This window comes from Salinispirillum marinum, assembly GCF_042650105.1.
In the GTDB taxonomy this organism is placed as follows: domain Bacteria; phylum Pseudomonadota; class Gammaproteobacteria; order Pseudomonadales; family Natronospirillaceae; genus Salinispirillum; species Salinispirillum marinum.
Genome location: NZ_JBHSAL010000002.1, coordinates 54953 through 75267 on the forward strand (window position 1 = coordinate 54953; position 20315 = coordinate 75267).

General features: G+C 52.5%; 15 protein-coding genes and 1 tRNA gene. 9 read left to right on the forward strand and 7 right to left on the reverse strand.

The window, feature by feature from the left end:
* Nucleotides 1–11: 11 nt before the first annotated feature.
* From pyk to hexR, 3 genes are all read right to left on the reverse strand, one after another.
* Nucleotides 12–1457, reverse strand: a complete 1446-nt coding sequence (pyk, locus tag ACFOSD_RS07420) for a pyruvate kinase (RefSeq protein ID WP_380695080.1) — start codon at nucleotides 1455–1457, stop codon at nucleotides 12–14.
* Nucleotides 1458–1646: 189 nt separating this feature from the next.
* Nucleotides 1647–2675, reverse strand: a complete 1029-nt coding sequence (gene gap / locus ACFOSD_RS07425; RefSeq protein ID WP_380695082.1) for a type I glyceraldehyde-3-phosphate dehydrogenase — start codon at nucleotides 2673–2675, stop codon at nucleotides 1647–1649.
* A 167-nt stretch (nucleotides 2676–2842) separates the two neighbouring features.
* Nucleotides 2843–3688, reverse strand: coding sequence for a transcriptional regulator HexR (gene hexR, locus ACFOSD_RS07430; protein WP_380695084.1), 846 nt, complete (start codon nucleotides 3686–3688; stop codon nucleotides 2843–2845).
* 222 nt (nucleotides 3689–3910) lie between these two features.
* On the opposite strand from hexR, the gene glk reads away from it, so the two are divergent.
* The 7 genes from glk to queF all read left to right on the forward strand — a co-directional run bounded on the left by glk (nucleotide 3911) and on the right by queF (nucleotide 12517).
* Complete coding sequence (gene glk, locus ACFOSD_RS07435; RefSeq protein ID WP_380695086.1) at nucleotides 3911–4927, forward strand: glucokinase; 1017 nt, start codon at nucleotides 3911–3913, stop codon at nucleotides 4925–4927.
* Nucleotides 4924–7122, forward strand: coding sequence for a 4-alpha-glucanotransferase (gene malQ, locus ACFOSD_RS07440; protein ID WP_380695088.1), 2199 nt, complete (start codon nucleotides 4924–4926; stop codon nucleotides 7120–7122). Before glk ends, malQ begins: the two co-directional genes overlap by 4 nt.
* Before the next feature lie 364 nt (nucleotides 7123–7486).
* Nucleotides 7487–8581 (forward strand): ABC transporter ATP-binding protein, encoded by a 1095-nt coding sequence (locus ACFOSD_RS07445; RefSeq protein ID WP_380695090.1) that lies wholly within the window; start codon nucleotides 7487–7489, stop codon nucleotides 8579–8581.
* Nucleotides 8582–8709: 128 nt separating this feature from the next.
* Nucleotides 8710–9978: a DUF4032 domain-containing protein gene (locus ACFOSD_RS07450; protein WP_380695092.1), complete on the forward strand. Its 1269-nt coding sequence runs from the start codon at nucleotides 8710–8712 to the stop codon at nucleotides 9976–9978.
* A 25-nt stretch (nucleotides 9979–10003) separates the two neighbouring features.
* Nucleotides 10004–10924, forward strand: a complete 921-nt coding sequence (locus ACFOSD_RS07455; RefSeq protein WP_380695094.1) for an ABC transporter ATP-binding protein — start codon at nucleotides 10004–10006, stop codon at nucleotides 10922–10924.
* The gene (locus ACFOSD_RS07460) at nucleotides 10924–11694 is read left to right on the forward strand and encodes an ABC transporter permease (RefSeq protein WP_380695096.1); all 771 of its coding nucleotides are present in this window, start codon (nucleotides 10924–10926) and stop codon (nucleotides 11692–11694) included. Before ACFOSD_RS07455 ends, ACFOSD_RS07460 begins: the two co-directional genes overlap by 1 nt.
* A 7-nt stretch (nucleotides 11695–11701) precedes the next feature.
* Nucleotides 11702–12517 carry an NADPH-dependent 7-cyano-7-deazaguanine reductase QueF gene (gene queF / locus ACFOSD_RS07465; RefSeq protein ID WP_380695098.1) on the forward strand — a complete coding sequence of 272 codons (816 nt, stop codon included), beginning with the start codon at nucleotides 11702–11704 and terminating at the stop codon, nucleotides 12515–12517.
* Nucleotides 12518–12757: 240 nt separating this feature from the next.
* On the opposite strand, the gene ACFOSD_RS07470 is transcribed toward queF, so the two are convergent.
* Complete coding sequence (locus tag ACFOSD_RS07470) at nucleotides 12758–14164, reverse strand: adenylate/guanylate cyclase domain-containing protein (protein WP_380695100.1); 1407 nt, start codon at nucleotides 14162–14164, stop codon at nucleotides 12758–12760.
* Between the two features lie 203 nt (nucleotides 14165–14367).
* On the opposite strand from ACFOSD_RS07470, the gene ACFOSD_RS07475 reads away from it, so the two are divergent.
* Together ACFOSD_RS07475 and ACFOSD_RS07480 are read left to right on the forward strand one after the other, a co-directional pair.
* The gene (locus ACFOSD_RS07475; RefSeq protein WP_380695102.1) at nucleotides 14368–14931 is read left to right on the forward strand and encodes a nitroreductase family protein; all 564 of its coding nucleotides are present in this window, start codon (nucleotides 14368–14370) and stop codon (nucleotides 14929–14931) included.
* Nucleotides 14932–15046: 115 nt separating this feature from the next.
* Nucleotides 15047–15134, forward strand: a tRNA-Ser gene (locus ACFOSD_RS07480).
* A gap of 483 nt (nucleotides 15135–15617) precedes the next feature.
* On the opposite strand, the gene ACFOSD_RS07485 is transcribed toward ACFOSD_RS07480, so the two are convergent.
* The 3 genes from ACFOSD_RS07485 to ACFOSD_RS07495 form a co-directional block, all read right to left on the reverse strand.
* A complete protein-coding gene (locus ACFOSD_RS07485) occupies nucleotides 15618–16139 on the reverse strand; it encodes an Lcl C-terminal domain-containing protein (protein WP_380695104.1) in 522 nt (173 codons plus the stop codon).
* A gap of 20 nt (nucleotides 16140–16159) precedes the next feature.
* Nucleotides 16160–18157 carry a methyl-accepting chemotaxis protein gene (locus tag ACFOSD_RS07490; protein WP_380695106.1) on the reverse strand — a complete coding sequence of 666 codons (1998 nt, stop codon included), beginning with the start codon at nucleotides 18155–18157 and terminating at the stop codon, nucleotides 16160–16162.
* Between the two features lie 90 nt (nucleotides 18158–18247).
* On the reverse strand, nucleotides 18248–20269 hold the full coding sequence (locus ACFOSD_RS07495; RefSeq protein ID WP_380695108.1) for a TRAP transporter permease: 2022 nt from the start codon (nucleotides 20267–20269) through the stop codon (nucleotides 18248–18250).
* Nucleotides 20270–20315 lie beyond the last annotated feature (46 nt).

Here is a 20315-nt window from a genome sequence, read left to right on the forward strand (position 1 = left end):
AGTTGTTGTTTTTACAGAATGTTACCAACGCTCACGATTTTCATGCGGTTGGTGCCGCCATGCACACCCAGGTGATCACCTTTGGTGATCAATACCAGGTCGCCGTCGCTCACCACGCCGCGCTTCTTGAGTTCGTCTATTGCCAAGCGGTTCACTTGGTCTGGCGCGACACTGGTCACATCTAAGAACAAAGGCTCAACACCCCGGTAAAGGGTGACTTTGCGCGCTGTTTCTACGTGCCGTGTCATCGCAAAAATAGGTATACCAGAGCTGATCCGTGACATCCATAATGGTGTCGAACCGGATTCAGTCACACATACAATCGCCTTGACACCTTTCAGGTGGTTGGCGGCGTACATAGTCGACATCGCAATGGCTTCGTCGATCTGGGTAAATTCTTGGTCCAAACGGTGCCGCGAGCGGGTTGCTTTGCGGTGTTTTTCCGCTCCGAGACACACGCTGACCATGGTGTTCACGGTTTCGATCGGGTAGTCACCGGCCGCTGTTTCAGCGGAGCACATAACGGCGTCGGTGCCATCGAGCACTGCGTTCGCTACATCGAACACTTCGGCGCGTGTCGGGAACGGGTTAGAGATCATCGACTCCATCATCTGGGTGGCGGTGATGACCACACGATCCAATTCACGAGCGCGTGAGATCAAGTGTTTCTGCACGCCAATCAGTTGCGCGTCGCCGATTTCTACGCCCAGGTCACCGCGGGCTACCATGACCCCGTCCGAGGCCAGAATAATGCCGTCCAACACGGCGTGATCATTGACTGCCTCGGCACGCTCTACTTTGGCGATCAGTTGTGCGTTAGAACCTGCCGCTGTCAGTAGGGCACGAGCTTCTTCCATATCTTCCGCATTCCGTGGGAAGGATACCGCGATGTAATCAACGCCAATGGCGGCCGCGGTCAGGATGTCTGCTTTGTCTTTGTCGGTGAGTGCCTTGGCACTTAAGCCACCACCTAACTTGTTGATACCTTTATTGTTCGATAACGGCCCACCTTGGGTGACGATGGTATGCACTTTATTGCCATCGACTTGCGTTACTTCAAGGAGGACGCGACCATCATCCAACAGCAAGATGTCACCGGGTACACAATCTTGCGCCAACGCAGAGTAATCGATACCGACCTTGGTGTCATCTCCGGCATCTTTTGGCAGGTCGAGGTCGAGCAAAAAGGGTTGACCGGTTTTCACCATGATCTTGCCGTCTTTGAACCGGGCAATGCGTATCTTTGGCCCTTGCAAGTCGCCCAAAATTCCCACGAATCGGTTGTGCTTGGACGCTATGCTTCGCACCAAGTCAGCGCGCTGTTTGTGATCTTCAGGGCTGCCATGGGAAAAGTTCAGGCGAACAACGTTGGCACCAGCCAGAATCAGCTTTTCCAGCATTTCTGGTTTGTCGGTGGCGGGGCCTAGCGTGGTGACGATTTTAGTTCTACGCATCATGGTAAACAAACTCGCTCTATCAAGTAACGATGGCGTGTACTTCTGTTGCTGGCCGAACTGAAACCCGCGCTAGTGTATAAAAAAGCGGCTTGGGAATTAAGCCAACGACAGACGTGATTCTGTCGATTACAGAAAAACACAATCAATAAAAAGAAAAAGCCGACATCTGTTCGATGCCGGCTTTTGGTCTTACTTCGCGTTCATTAACGCAACGGTGTTGTCGAGCATCTTGTTCGAGAAGCCCCACTCGTTATCGTACCAAGACATCACTTTTACCAAGTTGCCTTGCACCCGAGTTTGGGTGGCATCGTAGTTAGAGGTAAAGGTACTGTGGTTAAAGTCAATGCTGACCAATGGCTCGTTGTTCACCATCATGGCCTCGGCCAAGACAGGGTCTTTCGCCAGCGCGTCAACAATGATCTGGTTTACTTCGGCGGCATCTTTCGGTGCTTTCTTCGCAATGAACGACAAATCCACCAAAGAAACGTTCACGGTCGGTACTCGCACCGCCATGCCGTCAAACTTGCCTTTCAATTCAGGCACAACCAAGCCCACGGCAGCAGCAGCGCCGGTTTTGGTGGGGATCATGTTCATCGCGGCAGCACGGGCGCGGTACAGGTCAGAGTGATACACGTCCGACAGGCGTTGATCGTTGGTGTAAGCGTGAATGGTGGTCATTACACCCGCTTCAATGCCCAAGGCGTCGTTCAATACTTTCGCTACGGGCGCTAAGCAGTTGGTCGTGCATGATGCGTTAGAAATAACGGTCATGTCTTTGGTCAGTACGCTTTGGTTCACACCATAAACGACTGTGGCGTCAACATCGGTGCCTGGAGCAGAAATGATGACTTTTTTCGCCCCGGCTTTGATGTGTGCTGAAGCGGTTTCTTTTGATGTGAAGAAGCCGGTGCACTCATAGACGACATCGACGTTCAACTCGCCCCACGGCAAGTCGGCCGGGTTGCGCTGTGAGAAGGTACGGATTTTGTCGCCATTGACGTACAAAGCTTCGCTGTCGAAGTCGACTGGAAAGCCGAAACGGCCATGCACGGTATCGTATTTGGTCAAGTGAGCGTTGATTTTAGAATCACCCAGATCGTTAATCGCAACGATTTCGATGGGGTAATCTTTGCCCGCTGCTTTGGCTTCATAAAGGGCTTTCAGGATGTTGCGGCCGATCCGGCCATAGCCATTGATTGCAACGCGAATGTTAGACATGTTGAGCTCCCATTGTGGGTGCGTTGAGCTGTTTATGCTGGTCGCACCGTGACTGTAGTTATGTGTAACTTTGTAAGTTAGTTACATAATCATACGCTCACTGCGGCTGATTTCCAACATCTGCTGTGTCTTAATCGTTATAAATGTAGTTTTGTTACATTTTTGTATCAACTCATGCGCCGGGTGGAGGACAGCGCCCCTTTGACCTTGCGGAAGTTTTCTTCCACTGATTCACCTTTAGCGAGCGTCACGCCAGTCATCAAAATATCGATCAGGGTCAAGTGCAGCATGCGACTGACCATGGGGGTAAAGAGGTCGGTATTTTCGCGTGTCGGCACACCGACCGTCACCGTAGCCACTTCTGATAATGGTGAGCCGGGTGTCGTTAGGGCGATGACCTTGCCGCCATTAGTGGCGGCTTCAGCGGCGACCTCAATTAAGGGTTGGGTTCGCCCGGTGTAGGAAATCACCACAAACGCTGAATCCGGCTGCGCCATGGCGGCGGTCATTTTTTGCATCAAATAATCGGTTGTTGCGTCCACCGGCATGCCCAAGCGGAAAAACTTATTCAACGCATCGTGTGCTACCGGGCCGGACGCGCCCAGACCGTAGAAATGAATGCGACTGGCATGAGACAGAATGTCTACGGATTGCCGCAATGCATGATGATCGATTTGTTTCTCCAGTTCTTGCAAGCTGGAGATGGTGGAGTGAATGACTTTCTCCACCACCGTACCCATATCGTCTTGCGCTGAAATTTCCCGGCGCACAAAGGAGCCTGTGCTGGCCAGGCTTTGCGCGAGGCGTAACTTGAAATCGGGAAAGCCTTTGCACTGGATGCTGCGACAAAAACGATTGACGGTGGGTTCACTGACGCCGGCCAGTATGGCCATGCTGGCGATACTGGTGTGGATGGCGTTTTCGGGTGCGGCTAGGATGGCTTCAGCCACCTTCTTTTCTGATTTTGAGAGCTGGGCAAAGTGCGTTTGGATCAGCTCTATCACGTCGGTCATGCCAGATAGTCCAGTTTGAGGTAAGTAGCCTCTGAATTGTAGTTAACTTTCAGGTTCGGTGAAACATTGTCGGCGTTTGTGATGTCTTTTGAAAGTGAATTACAGCCCATTTTTTCAAACCTTTGAGGGTGGAGGCGTGGGGCGAGAATTCCGCCTTGGGAAGCGTGCTGCATGTCGCTATGATGCCTGCATACTATTAAGGTAGGCTGCAGGAGTCTTAGGATGACAGGACAATACGGTTTAATCGCCGATATCGGTGGCACCAATGCGCGCTTTGCATTGGCGCCCAAGGTCGCATTGGAAAACGGAACGCTCGCACTGGATGAGCAATCTGTGGTGGCGGAGCAAACATTGAACGGTGCGGACTATGTCACCATAGAGGATGCGATCAACGCGTACTTAGCTCAATTGCCTGCACAATACACTCGCCCGACGCAGGGTTGTATTGCCATAGCTTGCCCAACCGATCAAGACAGCATCAAAATGACCAATCATACGTGGGCGTTTTCGGTCAGTGCGTTGCAGCGCGCATTGGGTTTTGCTGGCTTGCGTTTTATTAATGACTACCACGCATTGGCCAACTCCATTCCTTATTTAGGGGCTTCAGGAGCGGTAAAGATCGGTGGCGGAGAGCCTGTGGTGGGTAAACCGATGGTCGTCACTGGACCCGGTACCGGGTTGGGTTTAGGCGCCCTAGCGTTTGGTGCGGCGGGCCCGGTAACCCTGGAAACCGAGGGTGGACACAGCCACTTTGCCGCTACCGATGACGTTGAAATACATATTGTTCAGTTTCTGCGCAAAGAGCTGTCGCGGGTCTCGTCGGAGCGCTTGATCTCCGGTATGGGCCTGGAAAATATATATCGTGCGTTGTGTGATTTACGCGGCGTGACGGCCCAACCCTTGCGCGCCCCCGACATCAGTCAGGCCGCTATGGCTCAATCCGACCCGGTGTGTGTTGAAGCCCTCACGCGGTTTTGCGCCGTGGTCGGTAGCTACGCCGGTGACGTTGCGTTGATGTTCGGCGCTAAAGGCGGCGTGTTTATTGCCGGTGGTATAGTGCCACGTTTCATGGACTTCTTTCGTGCCAGTCCGTTTCGGCAGCGGTTTGAAGATAAGGCACGTTTTCAATCCTATAACGCCGCCATTCCAACCTACGTCATCGTCTCCAAACAGCCTGGCTTATTGGGTGCCGCAGCGGTGTTGAACTACGACTGGCACCAGCGTGAGGGCAATGTATGACGAACGCAGAGCTGATCAGTAAGTTAGCCTTTCATCGCGGTATTGCGCAGCGTTTCGCCAATTATCTGGGCCATGAAGAAACTATCCCGGCGGAGCGGCAAGCCAAAATACTGCGGGCCATGGGCTACGACTTAAGCAATGATGACGTCATTCGAGACGCGATTTTTGCCTTGGACGCTGCGCCCTGGCAAGGGCTTCTACGCCCCGTGTATGTTGTATCACCCCGCTCGCTGCACTGGGGCGTTGAGGTGTATTGTTGGGATATGGATGTCATGTCACCCGTGCGCTGGCAACTGACGTTGGAAGATGGCAGGGATGGTGGCAGTGGACAGGAAACCCTAGAACAGTGGCAAGAAACCGGTGAATATTGGATCGATGACCGGCGTTATGTGCGCCGTGTTTTACCCCTGTCGCATGATCTGCCGTTAGGCTATCACCACCTTGCCGTTGAGCACGGCGGCAAGCAGGCCACCACATCGCTCATTATCGCGCCCGCTGCCAGTTATCAAAACGCCGAGATGGCGCGTGGCAAGAAAGTCTGGGGTACGGCTATTCAGCTTTATACGTTGCGTTCCGAACGCAACTGGGGAATGGGAGATTTCACGGATTTAGAAGAGCTGATCGTCGCCATGGGGCAGCTTGGCGCCGGGGTCATTGGGTTGAATCCCATTCACGCCCTGTATCCGATCAGCCCGGAGCATGCAAGCCCTTATAGCCCGTCCAACCGCAGCTTCATCAATCCACTCTATGTTGATGTGACACGCGTGCCGGAGTTTCAGACATCGAAAGCCTTACAACGTAAGGTGAATGCAAAAGCGTTTCAACAGGCCTTGGCCGCCTGTCGCGAGCAGTCAGAGGTCGACTACCCGCAAGTCAGTGCATTGAAATACGGCCTGTTCGAAGCCATGTTTGCGCTGTTTGAGCGCCACCATTTGGCGAAGAACACCGCTCGGGCACAAGCCTTTCACGAATTCGTGGCGCGCAACGGTGAACCGTTGCGGCAGCATGCGGTATTTGAGGCTCTATTGCGTCATTTCAAAGCCTTGGACATCAATGCCTGGGGTTGGCCGGTGTGGCCGGAAGCCTATCGGGATCATCATTCACCTGCCGTGACAGAATTCGCGGCCACCCATGAATCGGCCGTGAACTATGCCATGTATTTGCAGTTTATTGCCGACGAGCAGTTACGCGCGGTCAATGCAGCCGCTGATGCGCAGGGGATGCCGGTCGGGTTGTATCGGGATTTGGCCGTAGGAGCCGATCGGGGCGGCGCGGAAATCTGGACCAACAAAGAACGCTACTGCATCAATGCCAGTGTAGGCGCACCGCCCGATGCGCTAGGGCCGACGGGACAAAACTGGGGCTTACCGCCACTGGACCCGGTTAAGTTGCAGCAGGACGCCTACGGTACATTCATTACCTTAGTGCGCAACAATATGCAGGGCTGCGGGGCGTTGCGGATTGATCATGCCATGGCGTTGTTTCGCTTGTGGTGGTGTCCACCCGGTGAAGATGCTTCGCAGGGTGTTTACGTGCATTACAACGTTGATGACCTGTTGGGGATCTTGAATTTGGAGAGCCAGCGCAATCAATGCATGGTGATTGCCGAAGACTTGGGCACCGTGCCGGACGAAGTGGTTGAGTTGTTTCCTGCCGCACAACTGTACTCGAATAAGGTCTTTTATTTTGAAGCCAATCCGGCGGGCGTGACACCGCCGAAAGATTACGCTCCCAAGGCTCTGGCCATCGTGGCCAATCATGATATGCCCACGGTGGCGGCGTATTGGAACAAGAGTGATTTGGCACTCCGACGTACATTGAATATGTTTCCCACGCCCGAATCCTATGATGTAGAAATGGTGGCGCGTGATGAAACTAAACAGCGTATTTTGGAGGCTTTAGCAGCGGATGATCGCCTCCCTGACGAAGTCTCCGGGCAGCTGGAGGCGGTGCCAGAAATGACTCGTCCACTCAGTTTTGCGATGCATGAATATTTGGCTTCGGGTGCATCGCAAATGGTGGTGGTGCAGTTAGAGGATATGTTGTTGATTGACCGTCCGGTTAACGTGCCTGGCACCAGTACGGAATACCCTAACTGGCGCCGCAAGCTAACGGCCAATACGGACAGCTTGTTTGCCGAGACAGATATTCAAGCATTCTGTCGCCGTTTAACGGTTGTGCGGGAGACTGAATAGGCGAAAGTTGAACTAATGCCATTAACTGAAGGCCGGACATCCTGTGTAGAGTTTTCTTACGTTAATGGCATTGCAGGCCAAGGCATAATTTTTCGGGGTTGATTTTATTTCTTGGGTGGAGGGAGTTCCAGAAAGGGTGGAGATGTTTTCAGGGTTGATCGGTTTTAGGCTCAATCAACTTGAATTGCCCACCCCCTTTGCGCATAGTCCTTATCACAGTTGGCACCCCGCGTTAGGGTGCGCTAGCGCTGCATCCTCCGGGGTTTTCTTGCCCACAGGGTTAAGTGGGTGAAGTCCAAATGCCGATGTCGAAGACATTCATGGGTTTCACCGTCATTCACATAAGAATAATGAGTGGACGCTAATGGCCAGTATCAAATTCGATAAAGTAGTAAAAAGTTACGGCGATGTGAACATCATCAAGGGTCTTGATCTTGAAATTAAAGATAAAGAGTTCATGGTGCTTGTTGGGCCATCAGGCTGTGGTAAATCAACCACCTTGCGGATGATTGCCGGTCTGGAAGAAATCACCACCGGCGATTTGTTCATCGGTGAACGTCGGGTAAATAATGTACACCCGAAAGACCGTGATGTGGCCATGGTGTTCCAAAGCTACGCACTCTATCCGCACATGACCGTGCGCGAAAACATCGCCTTTGGTCTGCGCCTGCGTAAACTGCCAAAAGATGAAATCGATCGTTTGGTCAACGAGGCTGCCCAAACCTTGGGCATGGCTCACTTGCTCGATCGTAAGCCGAAAGCCTTGTCGGGTGGTCAGCGTCAACGTGTTGCTCTGGGTCGGGCCATCGTGCGCAAACCTTCGGTTTTCCTGTTCGATGAGCCGTTGTCTAACTTAGATGCCGAGTTGCGCGTACAAATGCGGGCCGAAATCGGCAAGTTGCAGAAACGTTTGGCCATTACGTCGGTCTATGTAACGCACGACCAGGTCGAAGCCATGACCATGGGTGACCGTATCGCCGTGTTGCACGATGGTAACCTCCGCCAAGTCGGTACACCGCTGGAATTGTACGATACCCCGGCCAACCTCTTTGTGGCGCAGTTCATTGGTACGCCAAACATGAACATCGCCAAGGGTACACTATCGGCAGATGGTGCTGAAATCCAGTTGCCAAGTGGCAAATTTGCCGTGCCGGATGCGTGGAAAGAGGCGGCAAAAGGCGCGGCAGGTAAATCGGTTTATGTGGGTTTCCGTCCCGAGCACACGCGTCCTGGCGACGAGCATGAGTGGAAAAATACCGCAACACTAGAGGGTTCGGTGGAAATCGTTGAAACCCTTGGCCACGAAGTGGTGGTTTATGTGGCGGTTGAAGGCATGGAAGAGCGTGTTATTGCTAAAATGGACGCGCACAAAGTGCCTTCGCACGGCGATCGAATCAAGGTGGAGATCAACCTGGAACGCATTCATCTGTTCGATGGTGATACGCAAGAGCGCATGTAATAAGTTCTTTGGCAAAAGCCGGTCAATAGGACCGGCTTTTTTGTTGTGCACCAAGAAGCCTCGTTGATTGGGTTGATTTTCGCACTGTCCTACCCCATCTTATGTCTCGGTTCTCGCAGGGACTCCCTATGAAGTTTCAAATATCTTCACCCGCGCATTATTTTACGGATCTGGATTTGCCATGGGCAAAACACCTTACTGAATGGCCGGATGAACTCTTTGTGCCCGTGGTTCGGGGCATCCACCGCAATGTAGTGCGTTTTGTACCGCGCGGCGACAAGGTATACGCGCTCAAGGAATTAGCACAACATATAGCGGAAAAAGAATACCGCCTGCTGCGTGAGTTAAACGAGCTCGGCCTGCCGGTGGTGGAACCCATTGCTGTGGTGACGGAACGTGACAAGTCGTTGTCGGGCAAAACCCGCCCCAATGACGGCATGGACATGACCGGGCGAGCGTTGTTGATCACCGAATATCTTGAAGGTGCTCTGCCTTATCGCATCATCATTGAACGCGGTACCACTGAAAAACGGTTGTATCACATGTTGGATGCGCTGGCCGAATTGTTGGTCCGTTTGCATCTTTCGGGGTTTTACTGGGGTGATTGCTCATTGTCGAACGCATTGTTCCGGCGCGATGCTGGCCAATTAGCGGCCTATCTGGTCGATGCAGAAACCGGCGAGCTATTGCCCGAACTCAGTGATGGCCGACGCCAGTATGATCTGGATATTGCGTTCACGAATTTGGCGGGTGACCTCATGGACATTGAGGCTTTGCTCGAGGGCTTGCCGGGCGGGCTCGACCCTGTTGAACTTGCCGAGTCCTTGGTGACCAGCTACAACACGCTGTGGGAGGAGTTGACCTCGGTGCAAGTGTTCGGGCGGGATGAACAGTACTTGGTTGAACAACGCATTCAGCGCCTTAACAATATGGGCTTTGATGTGGAAGAAATTCAACTGGAATCGGTTGAGGAAGGGCAGCGCATCCGCATGCGCGCCAAAGTGGTCGAACCCTGGCATCACAAGCGTATTCTGCACAACTTGACCGGGCTGCGCGTGGAAGAGAACCAAGCGCGCCGCTTACTGAACGACTTAAACCGTTATCGCGCCTGGTGGTCGGGCGAACAGGGGCACAATGTGCCGGAAATGCTGGCGGCGTATCGCTGGTTGTCGGAGATCTTTCAGCCGTCCATCAATATGATTCCAAAAGCCTTGCGGGGTGATTTGGACGACGCCGAGCTGTACCACGAGATACTAGAACACCGCTGGTTTATTTCGGAAAGCACCAAGTCTGACGTCGGGTTACAAACATCGGTACTGTCGTACATCAACAATGTATTGCGTGCACGTTTGACTCAACCGACATCGGATACCCATCTTTTTCAAGAAAGCCGTTAAAAACGGGCAACTATTACAGGTAGCTATGACAAACGCATTAGAGATTCGAGGCTTAACCAAAACCTACGATAATGGTTTTGTCGCTTTGAAAGGTATCGATTTAACCGTGAAGAAAGGTGACTTCTTCGCACTACTGGGCCCGAATGGGGCTGGAAAGTCCACGACCTTGGGCATTGTTTCTGCTTTGGTGAATAAAACGGCAGGGCAGGTGCAGGTATGTGGCCTGGATCAGGCAACGCAGCCGGAAGAGGTAAAGAAAAAGCTGGGCGTGGTGCCACAAGAGTTCAATTTCAACACCTTTGAAAAGGTATGGGATATCTTGATGCAGCAAGCAGGATATTACGGCATGCCGCGTGCACAGGCGAAACAGAACGTTGAGAAATATCTGCGTCAATTAGAGCTTTGGGACAAGCGGGATGTACAAGGCCGTATGTTGTCGGGTGGCATGAAGCGCCGGTTGATGATTGCCCGCGCCTTATTGCATGAACCGGAGCTGCTCATTCTGGACGAGCCCACCGCCGGTGTTGATATTGAAATTCGGCGGACCATGTGGGAGTTCTTAAAGCGTATTAACGCTGAAGGTACGACCATTATTCTGACCACGCACTACCTGGAGGAAGCGGAAAGTCTGTGTCGCAACATTGCCATCATCAACCGTGGTGAGATCATTGCCAATACTACGGTTAAAGCACTCTTACGTCAGATGAACAAAGCGTCGTTCATTGCCGAGATCAAGACCCCGTTGGATGATCTGGTGTTGCCGGACCGCTTTCATATGCAACGCAGTGATGAACACAGCCTCGAATTCCAGATTTTGAAGAGTGAGAGCCTGAACGATGTATTTACCCTGTTGGGTGAGTTGGGTCTGGAAGTGAGCAGTATCCGGCCAAAGACCAATCGGCTGGAAGAATTATTTGTCGATATCGTACAAGGAGATGCGCTCTGATGTTTACTGATTATTGGGTCGCCTTTAGTGCGATTGTGTACAAAGAAGTCAAACGCTTCATGCGTATTTGGCAACAAACCTTGTTGCCTCCAGCGGTCACCATGGTCTTGTATTTCGTTATTTTCGGCAACCTGATTGGTAGCCGAATTGGTCAGATGGGTGGCTATGATTACATGGCGTTTATTGTGCCCGGATTGATCATGATGTCGATCATTACAACGTCCTACGGTAACGTCAGCTCGTCATTCTTCAGCAACAAGTTCCAACGTAGCATTGAAGAAATTCTGGTCGCGCCAGTACCAAATTACATCATATTGGCGGGCTTTGTGGCGGGTGGCATGGCACGCGGTATCATGGTAGGCATCATTGTAACCTTGCTGTCCTTAGCGTTTACGCAGCTCAGCATCAACAATATTTGGGTGGTGGTCAGTGTCATCATTATGACCTCGGCACTGTTTTCCGTAGGGGGCTTTATCAATGCGATGTATGCCACTAAGTTTGACGATGTGTCCATTGTGCCCACATTTATTCTAACGCCACTGACCTATTTGGGCGGCGTATTCTATTCCATTGATTTGCTGCCAGACGTTTGGCAGTCGCTCAGTAAGTTCAACCCCATACTGTACATGGTGAACGCATTTCGCTATGGCGTATTGGGTGTGAGTGACATAAATATCTGGATCGCCTTCAGCATGGTGTTTGTATTTCTGGCAGTCTTGATCACCTGGGCCTTGTGGTTATTGCAGCGCGGCAAGGGTCTAAAAGGATAATCAATCAATGAGTGTAGAACAGAGTACGCTGGGCAAAACGGTGGAATACCCACAGCAATATGCGCCCGATGTGTTATTTCCCGTACCTCGGGTGGATAATCGTCGTACCTTGGGCATCACCGAATGGCCTTATCATGGCTTTGACTGGTGGCATGCCTATGAACTGTCTTGGTTGAACGCCAAGGGCAAGCCACAGGTCGCTATGGCGATTATTGAATTGCCCGCCCATTCTCCCAACATCATTGAGTCGAAATCGCTCAAGCTGTATCTCAATTCGTTCAATATGACGCGTTTGTCCGGCACGCAAGAACTGCACGATTTGTTGGTGCAGGATCTGAGTCGCGTCAGTGGTGCCCCGGTGCAGGTGCGCCTGCACAGTGTCGATGATCCCTTGCTGGCAGCTCCCCTGGATGCGACAACCGGTATTTTATTGGATACCCTGGATATCGAAATGGATAGCTACGATGTCGATTCGAGTATGCTGAAAGTTCAGCCCGAATATCGTGCCGAAATGCTGTACAGCCATCTGTTGCGTTCAAATTGCCCGGTGACCGGGCAGCCGGATTGGGGCTCGGTATTTATTGCCTATGCCGGCCCCGGCCTAGACCATGCCGCCTTGCTCAAATACTTGTGTTCCTTCCGCAACCATACCGAGTTCCATGAGCACTGCGTAGAACGCATCTTTATGGACGTGATGGCGCTGGGAAGCTTCGAACAGTTGACTGTAACGGCCAAGTATGTGCGACGCGGGGGGTTGGATATAAATCCGTGCCGGAGTTTGCAGGAGCACAGGCCCGATATGGGGCGGCTACCACGTCAATAAGCTCAAAACCTCTTTTTCTCAATCTGGCGTTGTTAAAAATGGTCTCGAAATGCTCACTGGCTTGCCAGAACGACCACGGGTCGGCCCGAAGGGTGAGCGAAGCGAATACCTACTATCAGTAGGCTGCGCTTCCTCCACCATTTTTGCCTAGCCAGATTATCGCCTCTGAGGTTTTGAGTGCCTGATTCAACCTGCTTTTTCTCAATCTGGCGTTGTTAAAAACGGTCTCGAAATGCTGTCTCAGACGCTACCTTTGATATGTTTATGCGCTTTCACCAAGGCCGCAAGGATGCGCTCACGGTCGTAATGCTTCAGTTTGTCCACGTCCAATTGCAGGCTGAAACCATCAACCTCCAGCTCGGCAAAGGTCGACTGTTCACCCAAGTCTCTGCGCAAGCCTACCACTTCGAAAACGGGCACCGGTTTGGCAAACCCGCGAGCGCGAATTTCACCTTTTGGCCGACAGGCGGCGATGGGTTTGATCAAATCATGGACGCTTTGACTGATCAAAATTTCGTTCGGGCCGGCGCTGTTTTCCAAGCGGCTGGCGAGGTTCACCTCCTTGCCAATGATGGTGTAGTCCATGCGGGTGTCTGAACCGAAATTGCCTACCGTGCAATAGCCCATGTTGACGCCCATGCGCACGTTCAGTTCGGCATCAATGCCGCGTTTTTTCCAACGGCGGCGTAATTCCGTCATGCGTTTGCGCATCGCAATGGCCATGTGGATGCACGCCTGCGCATCTTGTGCCGAGCCTTTTGATTCGGGATCACCGAAAAACACCATCAGGCTGTCGCCGATAAATTTATCCAACGTACCGCCCGTTGTGACAATGATACGAGTCATTTCTTCAAAATATTCATTCAGAATTTGGGTAAGCACTTCGGGTTCGACGCGCTCGGACAGCTCGGTAAAACCTTGAATGTCGGAAAAAAAGACCACCAATGGCTTGCGGGTGGTTTCCAGTCGCGCATCTTGTTGCCCGGAAAAGATGGTTTGCCACACTTGCGGTGCAATGTACTTGGCCAGCTTTTGCGAAATCGCGCGGTAGTCAGCATGGCTGCGTACGGCGGCATCTTGGGCCGCATTCAATTGGGTGGTTTGACGACGCAACAGCAACAAGATGCCGAGGCTCAGCAGCCCAAGTGTCAGGGTATTCAATACTGCCCAAGATGCCGTTGGCGTGTCGTACAACGCCATGTTAAGAAAATGCTGAACCAACAGGGCGCTGACACCCAAAATCAAATAGGCGCAGGCAACGGTGGTCAGGCGACCGGCGGTAAGAAAAATACCACTGGCCAGAACGCCGATCAGTAAGGTGGGTGCTGGGTCGAAGTTAAAGAGTCCGATTAATGTGCCCATCACGGCAGCATCTGTGATGGCAAAGCCTGAAGCGCGTGCTTTCGGATAATGGGTTTGTAACCTTTGCGTCAGTCGCTGCGTCAACAAGGGAATGAGGATTAAGCCGCCGGACAAGGCGAGCCAGGTCAGATTGCGCTCCGCCGAGAGGCAGTCGATGACCCAGAGGGTCGCCAATGTAACATAGGCATACAGGCGGATGCTGAAAAGTAACGTCGATGCGGTGAGCGTGAATGACCAAAGCAGGGATGATGCTGTCCGTTTTTCATCAATGTTCTGGGATGCCATTGTCTTAGATTCGGTGCTCTTGGAAATTGTGCTTTTGGAATTCATGCTTTTGGAATTCATAGAAACGCAGTCTCGTCCTGTGATGTGCGAAAATGAGCCAAGATGATCGCTACTGAATGATGTCTTTATAGCATATCCACTCGAACGACAGAACCGGAATAGGGTAGGATGAATACACCGCTCAATGATTTGAAAAAGAGACTATGAACGATACCTTAACGCAATTACTGAACCGCAGTTCCATGCCCCGCTTGGCCGAACCGGCGCCGGATACCGAACAACTCAACCGTATTTTACGCGCAGGCTTGTTGGCGCCCGACCATGCCTATCTTCGACCCACGCGACTGACCGTTGTGGCGGGTGCAGCGCGCGAGCGATTGGGTGAATTATTTGTCCAGGCAGCCGAGGCATCCGGTACGCCCTTGGCGGAAGATAAACGACAAAAGATGCGCCAAAACCCGTTGCGGGCGCCAACGATTATTGTGGCGGCTTGCTGTCCACAAGTGCATGACAAAGTGCCGGAGATTGAACAAATAGCCTCCACTGCCGCCGCCGTTAGCCTAATGCAAACGGCTATTGATGCCATGGGTTATGGCAGCATGTGGCGTACTGGTGACATGGCCTATCATCCTCTGGTCAAAGAAGCGTTCGGATTGACCGAAAACGATCACTTGCTGGCCTTTTTATACGTCGGCACACCACTGGGCAATGCTAAGAACCGGGATGCGTTTGCGTGGCAGGACTGTGTCAAACCGTTTGCAGAATGATGGCACATGGATGACCTAAACATCTGATTTAACAAGCAAAAGGCAGTTCATTATTGCTTTTCTGCAGCGCTTCCAGTAAAGTCCACGCCCGATTCAGCACAAACCTGTATCGCCCGGTGAGGTGTCCGAGTGGCTGAAGGAGCACGCCTGGAAAGTGTGTATACGGCAACGTATCGAGGGTTCGAATCCCTCTCTCACCGCCATATTAATAAAAAAGGGCAGCCCTTACGGGCTGCCCTTTTTTATTAATATCACGCAGAGCGTGGAAAGAACCCTCCGGTTCGACCAATCGCAAAGCGATTGGGACCGCACGCCAGTGCGCCCGCAGGGCAAGACAATCGTACGCGATTGTCTTGGTCAATCCCGAACGTTAATTCATAACCCAATTCCGTAAGGGTAGCCCTTTTTTATTAATATCACGCAGAGCGTGGAAAGAACCCTCTGGTTCGATCAGTGGCGCAGCCACTAAGACCGCGCACAGCGCGCCCGCAGGGCAAGACAATCGTGAGCGATTGTCTTGGTCAATCTCGAACGTTAATTCATAACCCAATTCCGTTAGGGTAACCCTTTTTTATTAATATCACGCAGAGCTTGGAAAGAACCCTCTGGTTCGATCAGTGGCGCAGCCACTAAGACCGCGCACAGCGCGCCCGCATTTTGCCAAAATTCATCTCTAATGCGGTCAATTAGTCCCGCACTAACCGCACCTTATAGTTCAATCGTCGAAAATAGCTCGAAGAATAACCGTTCAAAAAGTTCACATCCCATGCACTCAGCTCACTGTGCAAGTTCGGGGTTGAAGTCCAATACCGACTGCTGGAGGTGTTGGGAAACACTTCACTGTTGATGGCCGGTGCATTGCAGCGCTCTTCAATCAGACTGATGAGTTCTTCTCGAGTCGGGACGCGCCAATCACCGTACCCCGCGAACGTAACGTCCATTGCCCGAGCAATCGATCCTTCCCAGTTGAACGAATCTGGAAATCCGGTACAGGTAGAGCCATCCCATGTCTGGCCCAGGCTACAGCGCATCCAGGTCAGTCCTGTGGTGATATGGGTAACGGTGCCATTGTCGTGAAGGATGAAATCCTCGGTGGGTGTGGTGATCGCCGCATCCGGATTTTCCTGCGTACAGATCTGCGCATATACCGCGCCATGGAGCAAAAACACACCGCAGAACATAATCGATCGAGGATAAGCAGCAAACATAAGAGCCTCCGGGAGCGACGTTATACCTGAAAGTGTGCCACACCACCTTTCAACTCGACGGTGATGGTGACGACTTCTTCAAAAGCTGTGATGTTGTCGTTCGCATTTCCGGCCACTTTGGATGCTGACTCTGCGATGCCGACGACATGTTGACTGACCGACTGGGCCACCGAGCTTTGTTCTTCGGCGGCAGTGGCAATCTGCTGTGCCATATCGTTAATGCGAGACAGGCCCTGGCGCATGGTCAATAAAGACTGGGCCGTGGTTTCGGCTTGCGTCACCACCGTATCCGCTTGCGTGTCGTTGGTGGTCATGTGCTCTACCGCAGCACTGGCCTTTTCACGCAGACGTTGCACCATGGCATCGATGTCCTCGGTGGACTGACGGGTACGTTCGGCCAACGAACGCACCTCATCGGCGACCACCGCAAAACCACGGCCTTGTTCGCCCGCACGAGCGGCTTCGATGGCGGCATTGAGGGCCAACAAGTTCGTTTGCTCGGCAATGCCGTGGATAACGGTGACGATTTCACGAATTTGTTCACTTTCTGTGCTGACCGACGCAATTACGTCCGAAGATTCAGCCAATGAGCGTTTCAATGCCGTGATGGATTCTACGGCGGCCGACATCTGTTCATGGCTGGCTTGTGCCATAGCGTTGACGGAACCCACTTCTTCTTGCGACGTCAAAGCGGCGCGCGCCACTTCCCGAATGGCGGCTTCCATTTCGGTGACTTCGGTGGCCATTTGACCGGTTTGGTCTTGTTGGTCCTGCACCATTATTTGGGTGTCACGGCTGCGTTGCACCAAGGCACGGAGCGCCTCGTCGACCGCATCGGTACTGGCACGAATGCCTTGCACAATGGTCCGAAAGCTACCAGCAACAGCAGCAACGCCTTGTTGAATGGTGCCAAATTCATCGCGGTGGATGCGGCCAAATTGTGGTTCGGTCAAGTCGCCTTGCTGTAAATGGTGCAGTCCGGCCATGATGCCTTTGAGCGGCCGTCGAATCACACGGGCAACGCCAAACGCCACCAAGAGTGCGATGCCGGTCGATACCGCTGTTAATAACCACATAACGGATTGCACGCGGTTTTGGCTGGTTAGCGCTTCTTGACTCGCGGAGGTGTTGGCCTGCAAGAGAGCTGTGTTCAGCTCACTGTACGCGTTCAACGCCGTGTCAACACCGACCTCTAGGGAGTTCAGGGCAAGACGTCGTTCGGTGGCGTCCGAAATAAGTTGGGTCTGCAACGCATAGGCCCCTTGTTCGGGGTCAACGAGCTGGCGTAAAGCGGTGATATAGGGCATCAAGTCACGTTCGACCCGCGCTTCATCTTCAATGATCACTTCTAGGGTGCCAATGATTTCTTCCACGCGTTGCGCTTGGGCTTCGGCTTCGGCCAGCACTTCATCGAGATTTTCTACCGTAAGCAGACGGGCTACGGACGCATCCATATTTGCCCCCAGCTCACGCACATAAGGGACAAAGAAACCAATGGTGTCGTTATCATTCAGCAGGCGTTGGAGGTTTTGCATGCCGTTATCGAACTGCGCCCATTGTGCGGTGAAGGCGGCTAAACCGCGGCGCAGACTTTGTTCCTGTTCCAAACGCTGCCGATGCGCCGCAAGCTGATTACGGGTGATGGCAAGCACCTGTTCAACCTGAGCGGTAGCGAGTTCATATAACGCCGGATCCAGTGCATCAGGGCGAACACCGGCGTTGAGTTGATCACGGGTGTTTTGCCATTCACCAATGCGCAATTCCAATGCGTCATTTAACGGCACCAGCCGTTCGGCATCGTCCTCGGCTAAATACTGATTGGTGATACGATTCATCAACAACAAACTTTCCAATTGTTGATTGATCGCGCTGCGGGTCGGGACGATGACTTGGTCGATGGTGTTGAACTGGTCACGTATGGCCAGTTGACCGCGCCAGGCAAACACGGAGTTGAGTAGACTGATGACCACCAAAACAGCGAAGCCCAGCCCCACCCTCTGAATGACAGACAGTGACATAGTGATAGCCTCAATATTGTTATCGTTATTGGTTCGGCAAAAAATGCCCACCCAATGCATGGCATTGGGTGGGTAACACACAACACAAAATTAAGCGGTAACCTCCTCTGGGTGTCGACGATGCTGCACAAAGTTAATGGCTAACAACACCAACATCACGGTGACGCTAATCACTTCAGAGATAAAGGATGGATAGAACACGCCGATCACGGCCAGAGCCAATAGGGCGCGCATCCATGGTTTCATCCAAGTGAACAGGAAACCTTCAATAGACGCGGCAAAGGCTGCCAAGGCCGTAATGATCAGGAATCCGTTCCAGAGCAGCACAGGCAACGTGCCACCCATAATGATTTCAGGGTTAAACACCATGAACAGAGGAATCAAATACAGTCCTTTGGCAAATTTCCACGACTGCACGCTGGTTTCCATGGTTTTACTGCCCGCAATCGCCGCCGCCGCAAAGGCGGCGAGCGCCACCGGGGGTGTGACATTGGAGTCTTGCGAGTACCAGAACACCAATAGATGCGCAATCAATAACGGAATGCCAAACTCGTTGGTCAAGGCTGGGCCGACCAGCACGATCAACACAATGTAGCTGGCGGTTACGGGTAAACCGAGGCCCAAGATCAAACTGGCAATGATCACCAAGAGCAAGGCCAGCAGGATGTTACCGCCCGAAAACGCAATCATCATGGATGAGAACTTCAAGCCTAAGCCGGTAAGGCCGACAACCGCGACAACGATACCGGCTACACCACAGGCAATACTCACCGCAATGGCATTACGAGCACCCAGTTCAAGGCCTTGGAACAAGCGCACTACGCCTAATTTTATGGCCGCTACCAGCTCTGTAGCGATTTGCCCGGAAGCCTGACCACGTAGGTAAGCTAACCAAAGTCCGTTTAGGCCCGCCACGAGGATGATGCTGGTGACGGCATAGAAACCGACGCGCATGGGAGAGAGCCCCATCACCAATAACACCACCAGCATTAAAAGGGGCGCCAGAAAGAACCAGCCGCGCGCCATGACATCACGCAATACGGGTAATTCATTTCTTTCCAAACCCTTCATGCCTTGCTTAATGGCAATGATGTGCACGAAAAGATAGACGGTAGCGAAATACAGCAATGCCGGGAAAACGGATACTTTTACAATATCCAAATACGGGACGCGAGTATATTCGGCGATAAGGAATGCGCCTGCACCCATAAGCGGCGGCATAATTTGCCCACCGGTACTGGCTGCGGCTTCAATACCACCGGCTTGAGCCGGTTTAAAGCCTAGTCTTTTCATTAGGGGGATGGTGAACGCACCCGTGGTGACCACGTTAGCAATGGAACTGCCTGAAATTGATCCCATGCTGGCAGACGCGAGCACTGCGGCTTTAGCGGGGCCGCCCCGTTGACGGCCGGTTGCGGCAAAGGCCATATCAATAAAAAACTTACCGGCACCAGTGACTTCCAACATGGCACCAAATAATACAAATATGAACACGAAGGTCGCCGCGACGCCCAGCGGCAGTCCGAAAATACCTTCCTGACCCAAATACAGTTGTGCCGCGAGTCGCTCTAACGTATAGCCTCGGTGGTTCAAAATACCGGGTAAGAATTCCCCAATCCAAGGTAATGTGCCGCGCGCGCCGGCAAGTGCATAAATAATGGCGACGGAACCGATGATGGTCAGGCCCAAGCCTACCGCACGACGGCTCGCCTCTAATAAGGTAATGGTGGTGATGATGCCAACGATGATGTCAGTCTGGGACCAAAAACCCGCACGCGCAAAAATAGCATCCAGATTGTAGACCAAATAAAACCCGGAATAGGCGGCGGCACAGAAGAAAACGGTATCGACCAGCGCGCCGATGGGGCCGCGGGGCTTGCCGAAGGGTGTAAAAATCAGAAACGCCAACATCATGATCAACGCTAAATGAATGCTGCGTTGATAGAACAAGCCTAAGGGTTGAATCCCGGCACTGTACAATTGGAATAACGAGAGCCCTACAGCCAAAATGGCCGTGAGCCACAAAATCGGTTTTGGACCAGAGCGTTGAGGGGGTTGCCAAGCCGCTTCTGCCTGATCAGTTACTACGGATGAGTTTGTCATGGTGGTCATGTTCCCAATACACAAGGGTCATAGTGCGAAGAAGGGTAGGGCAGAG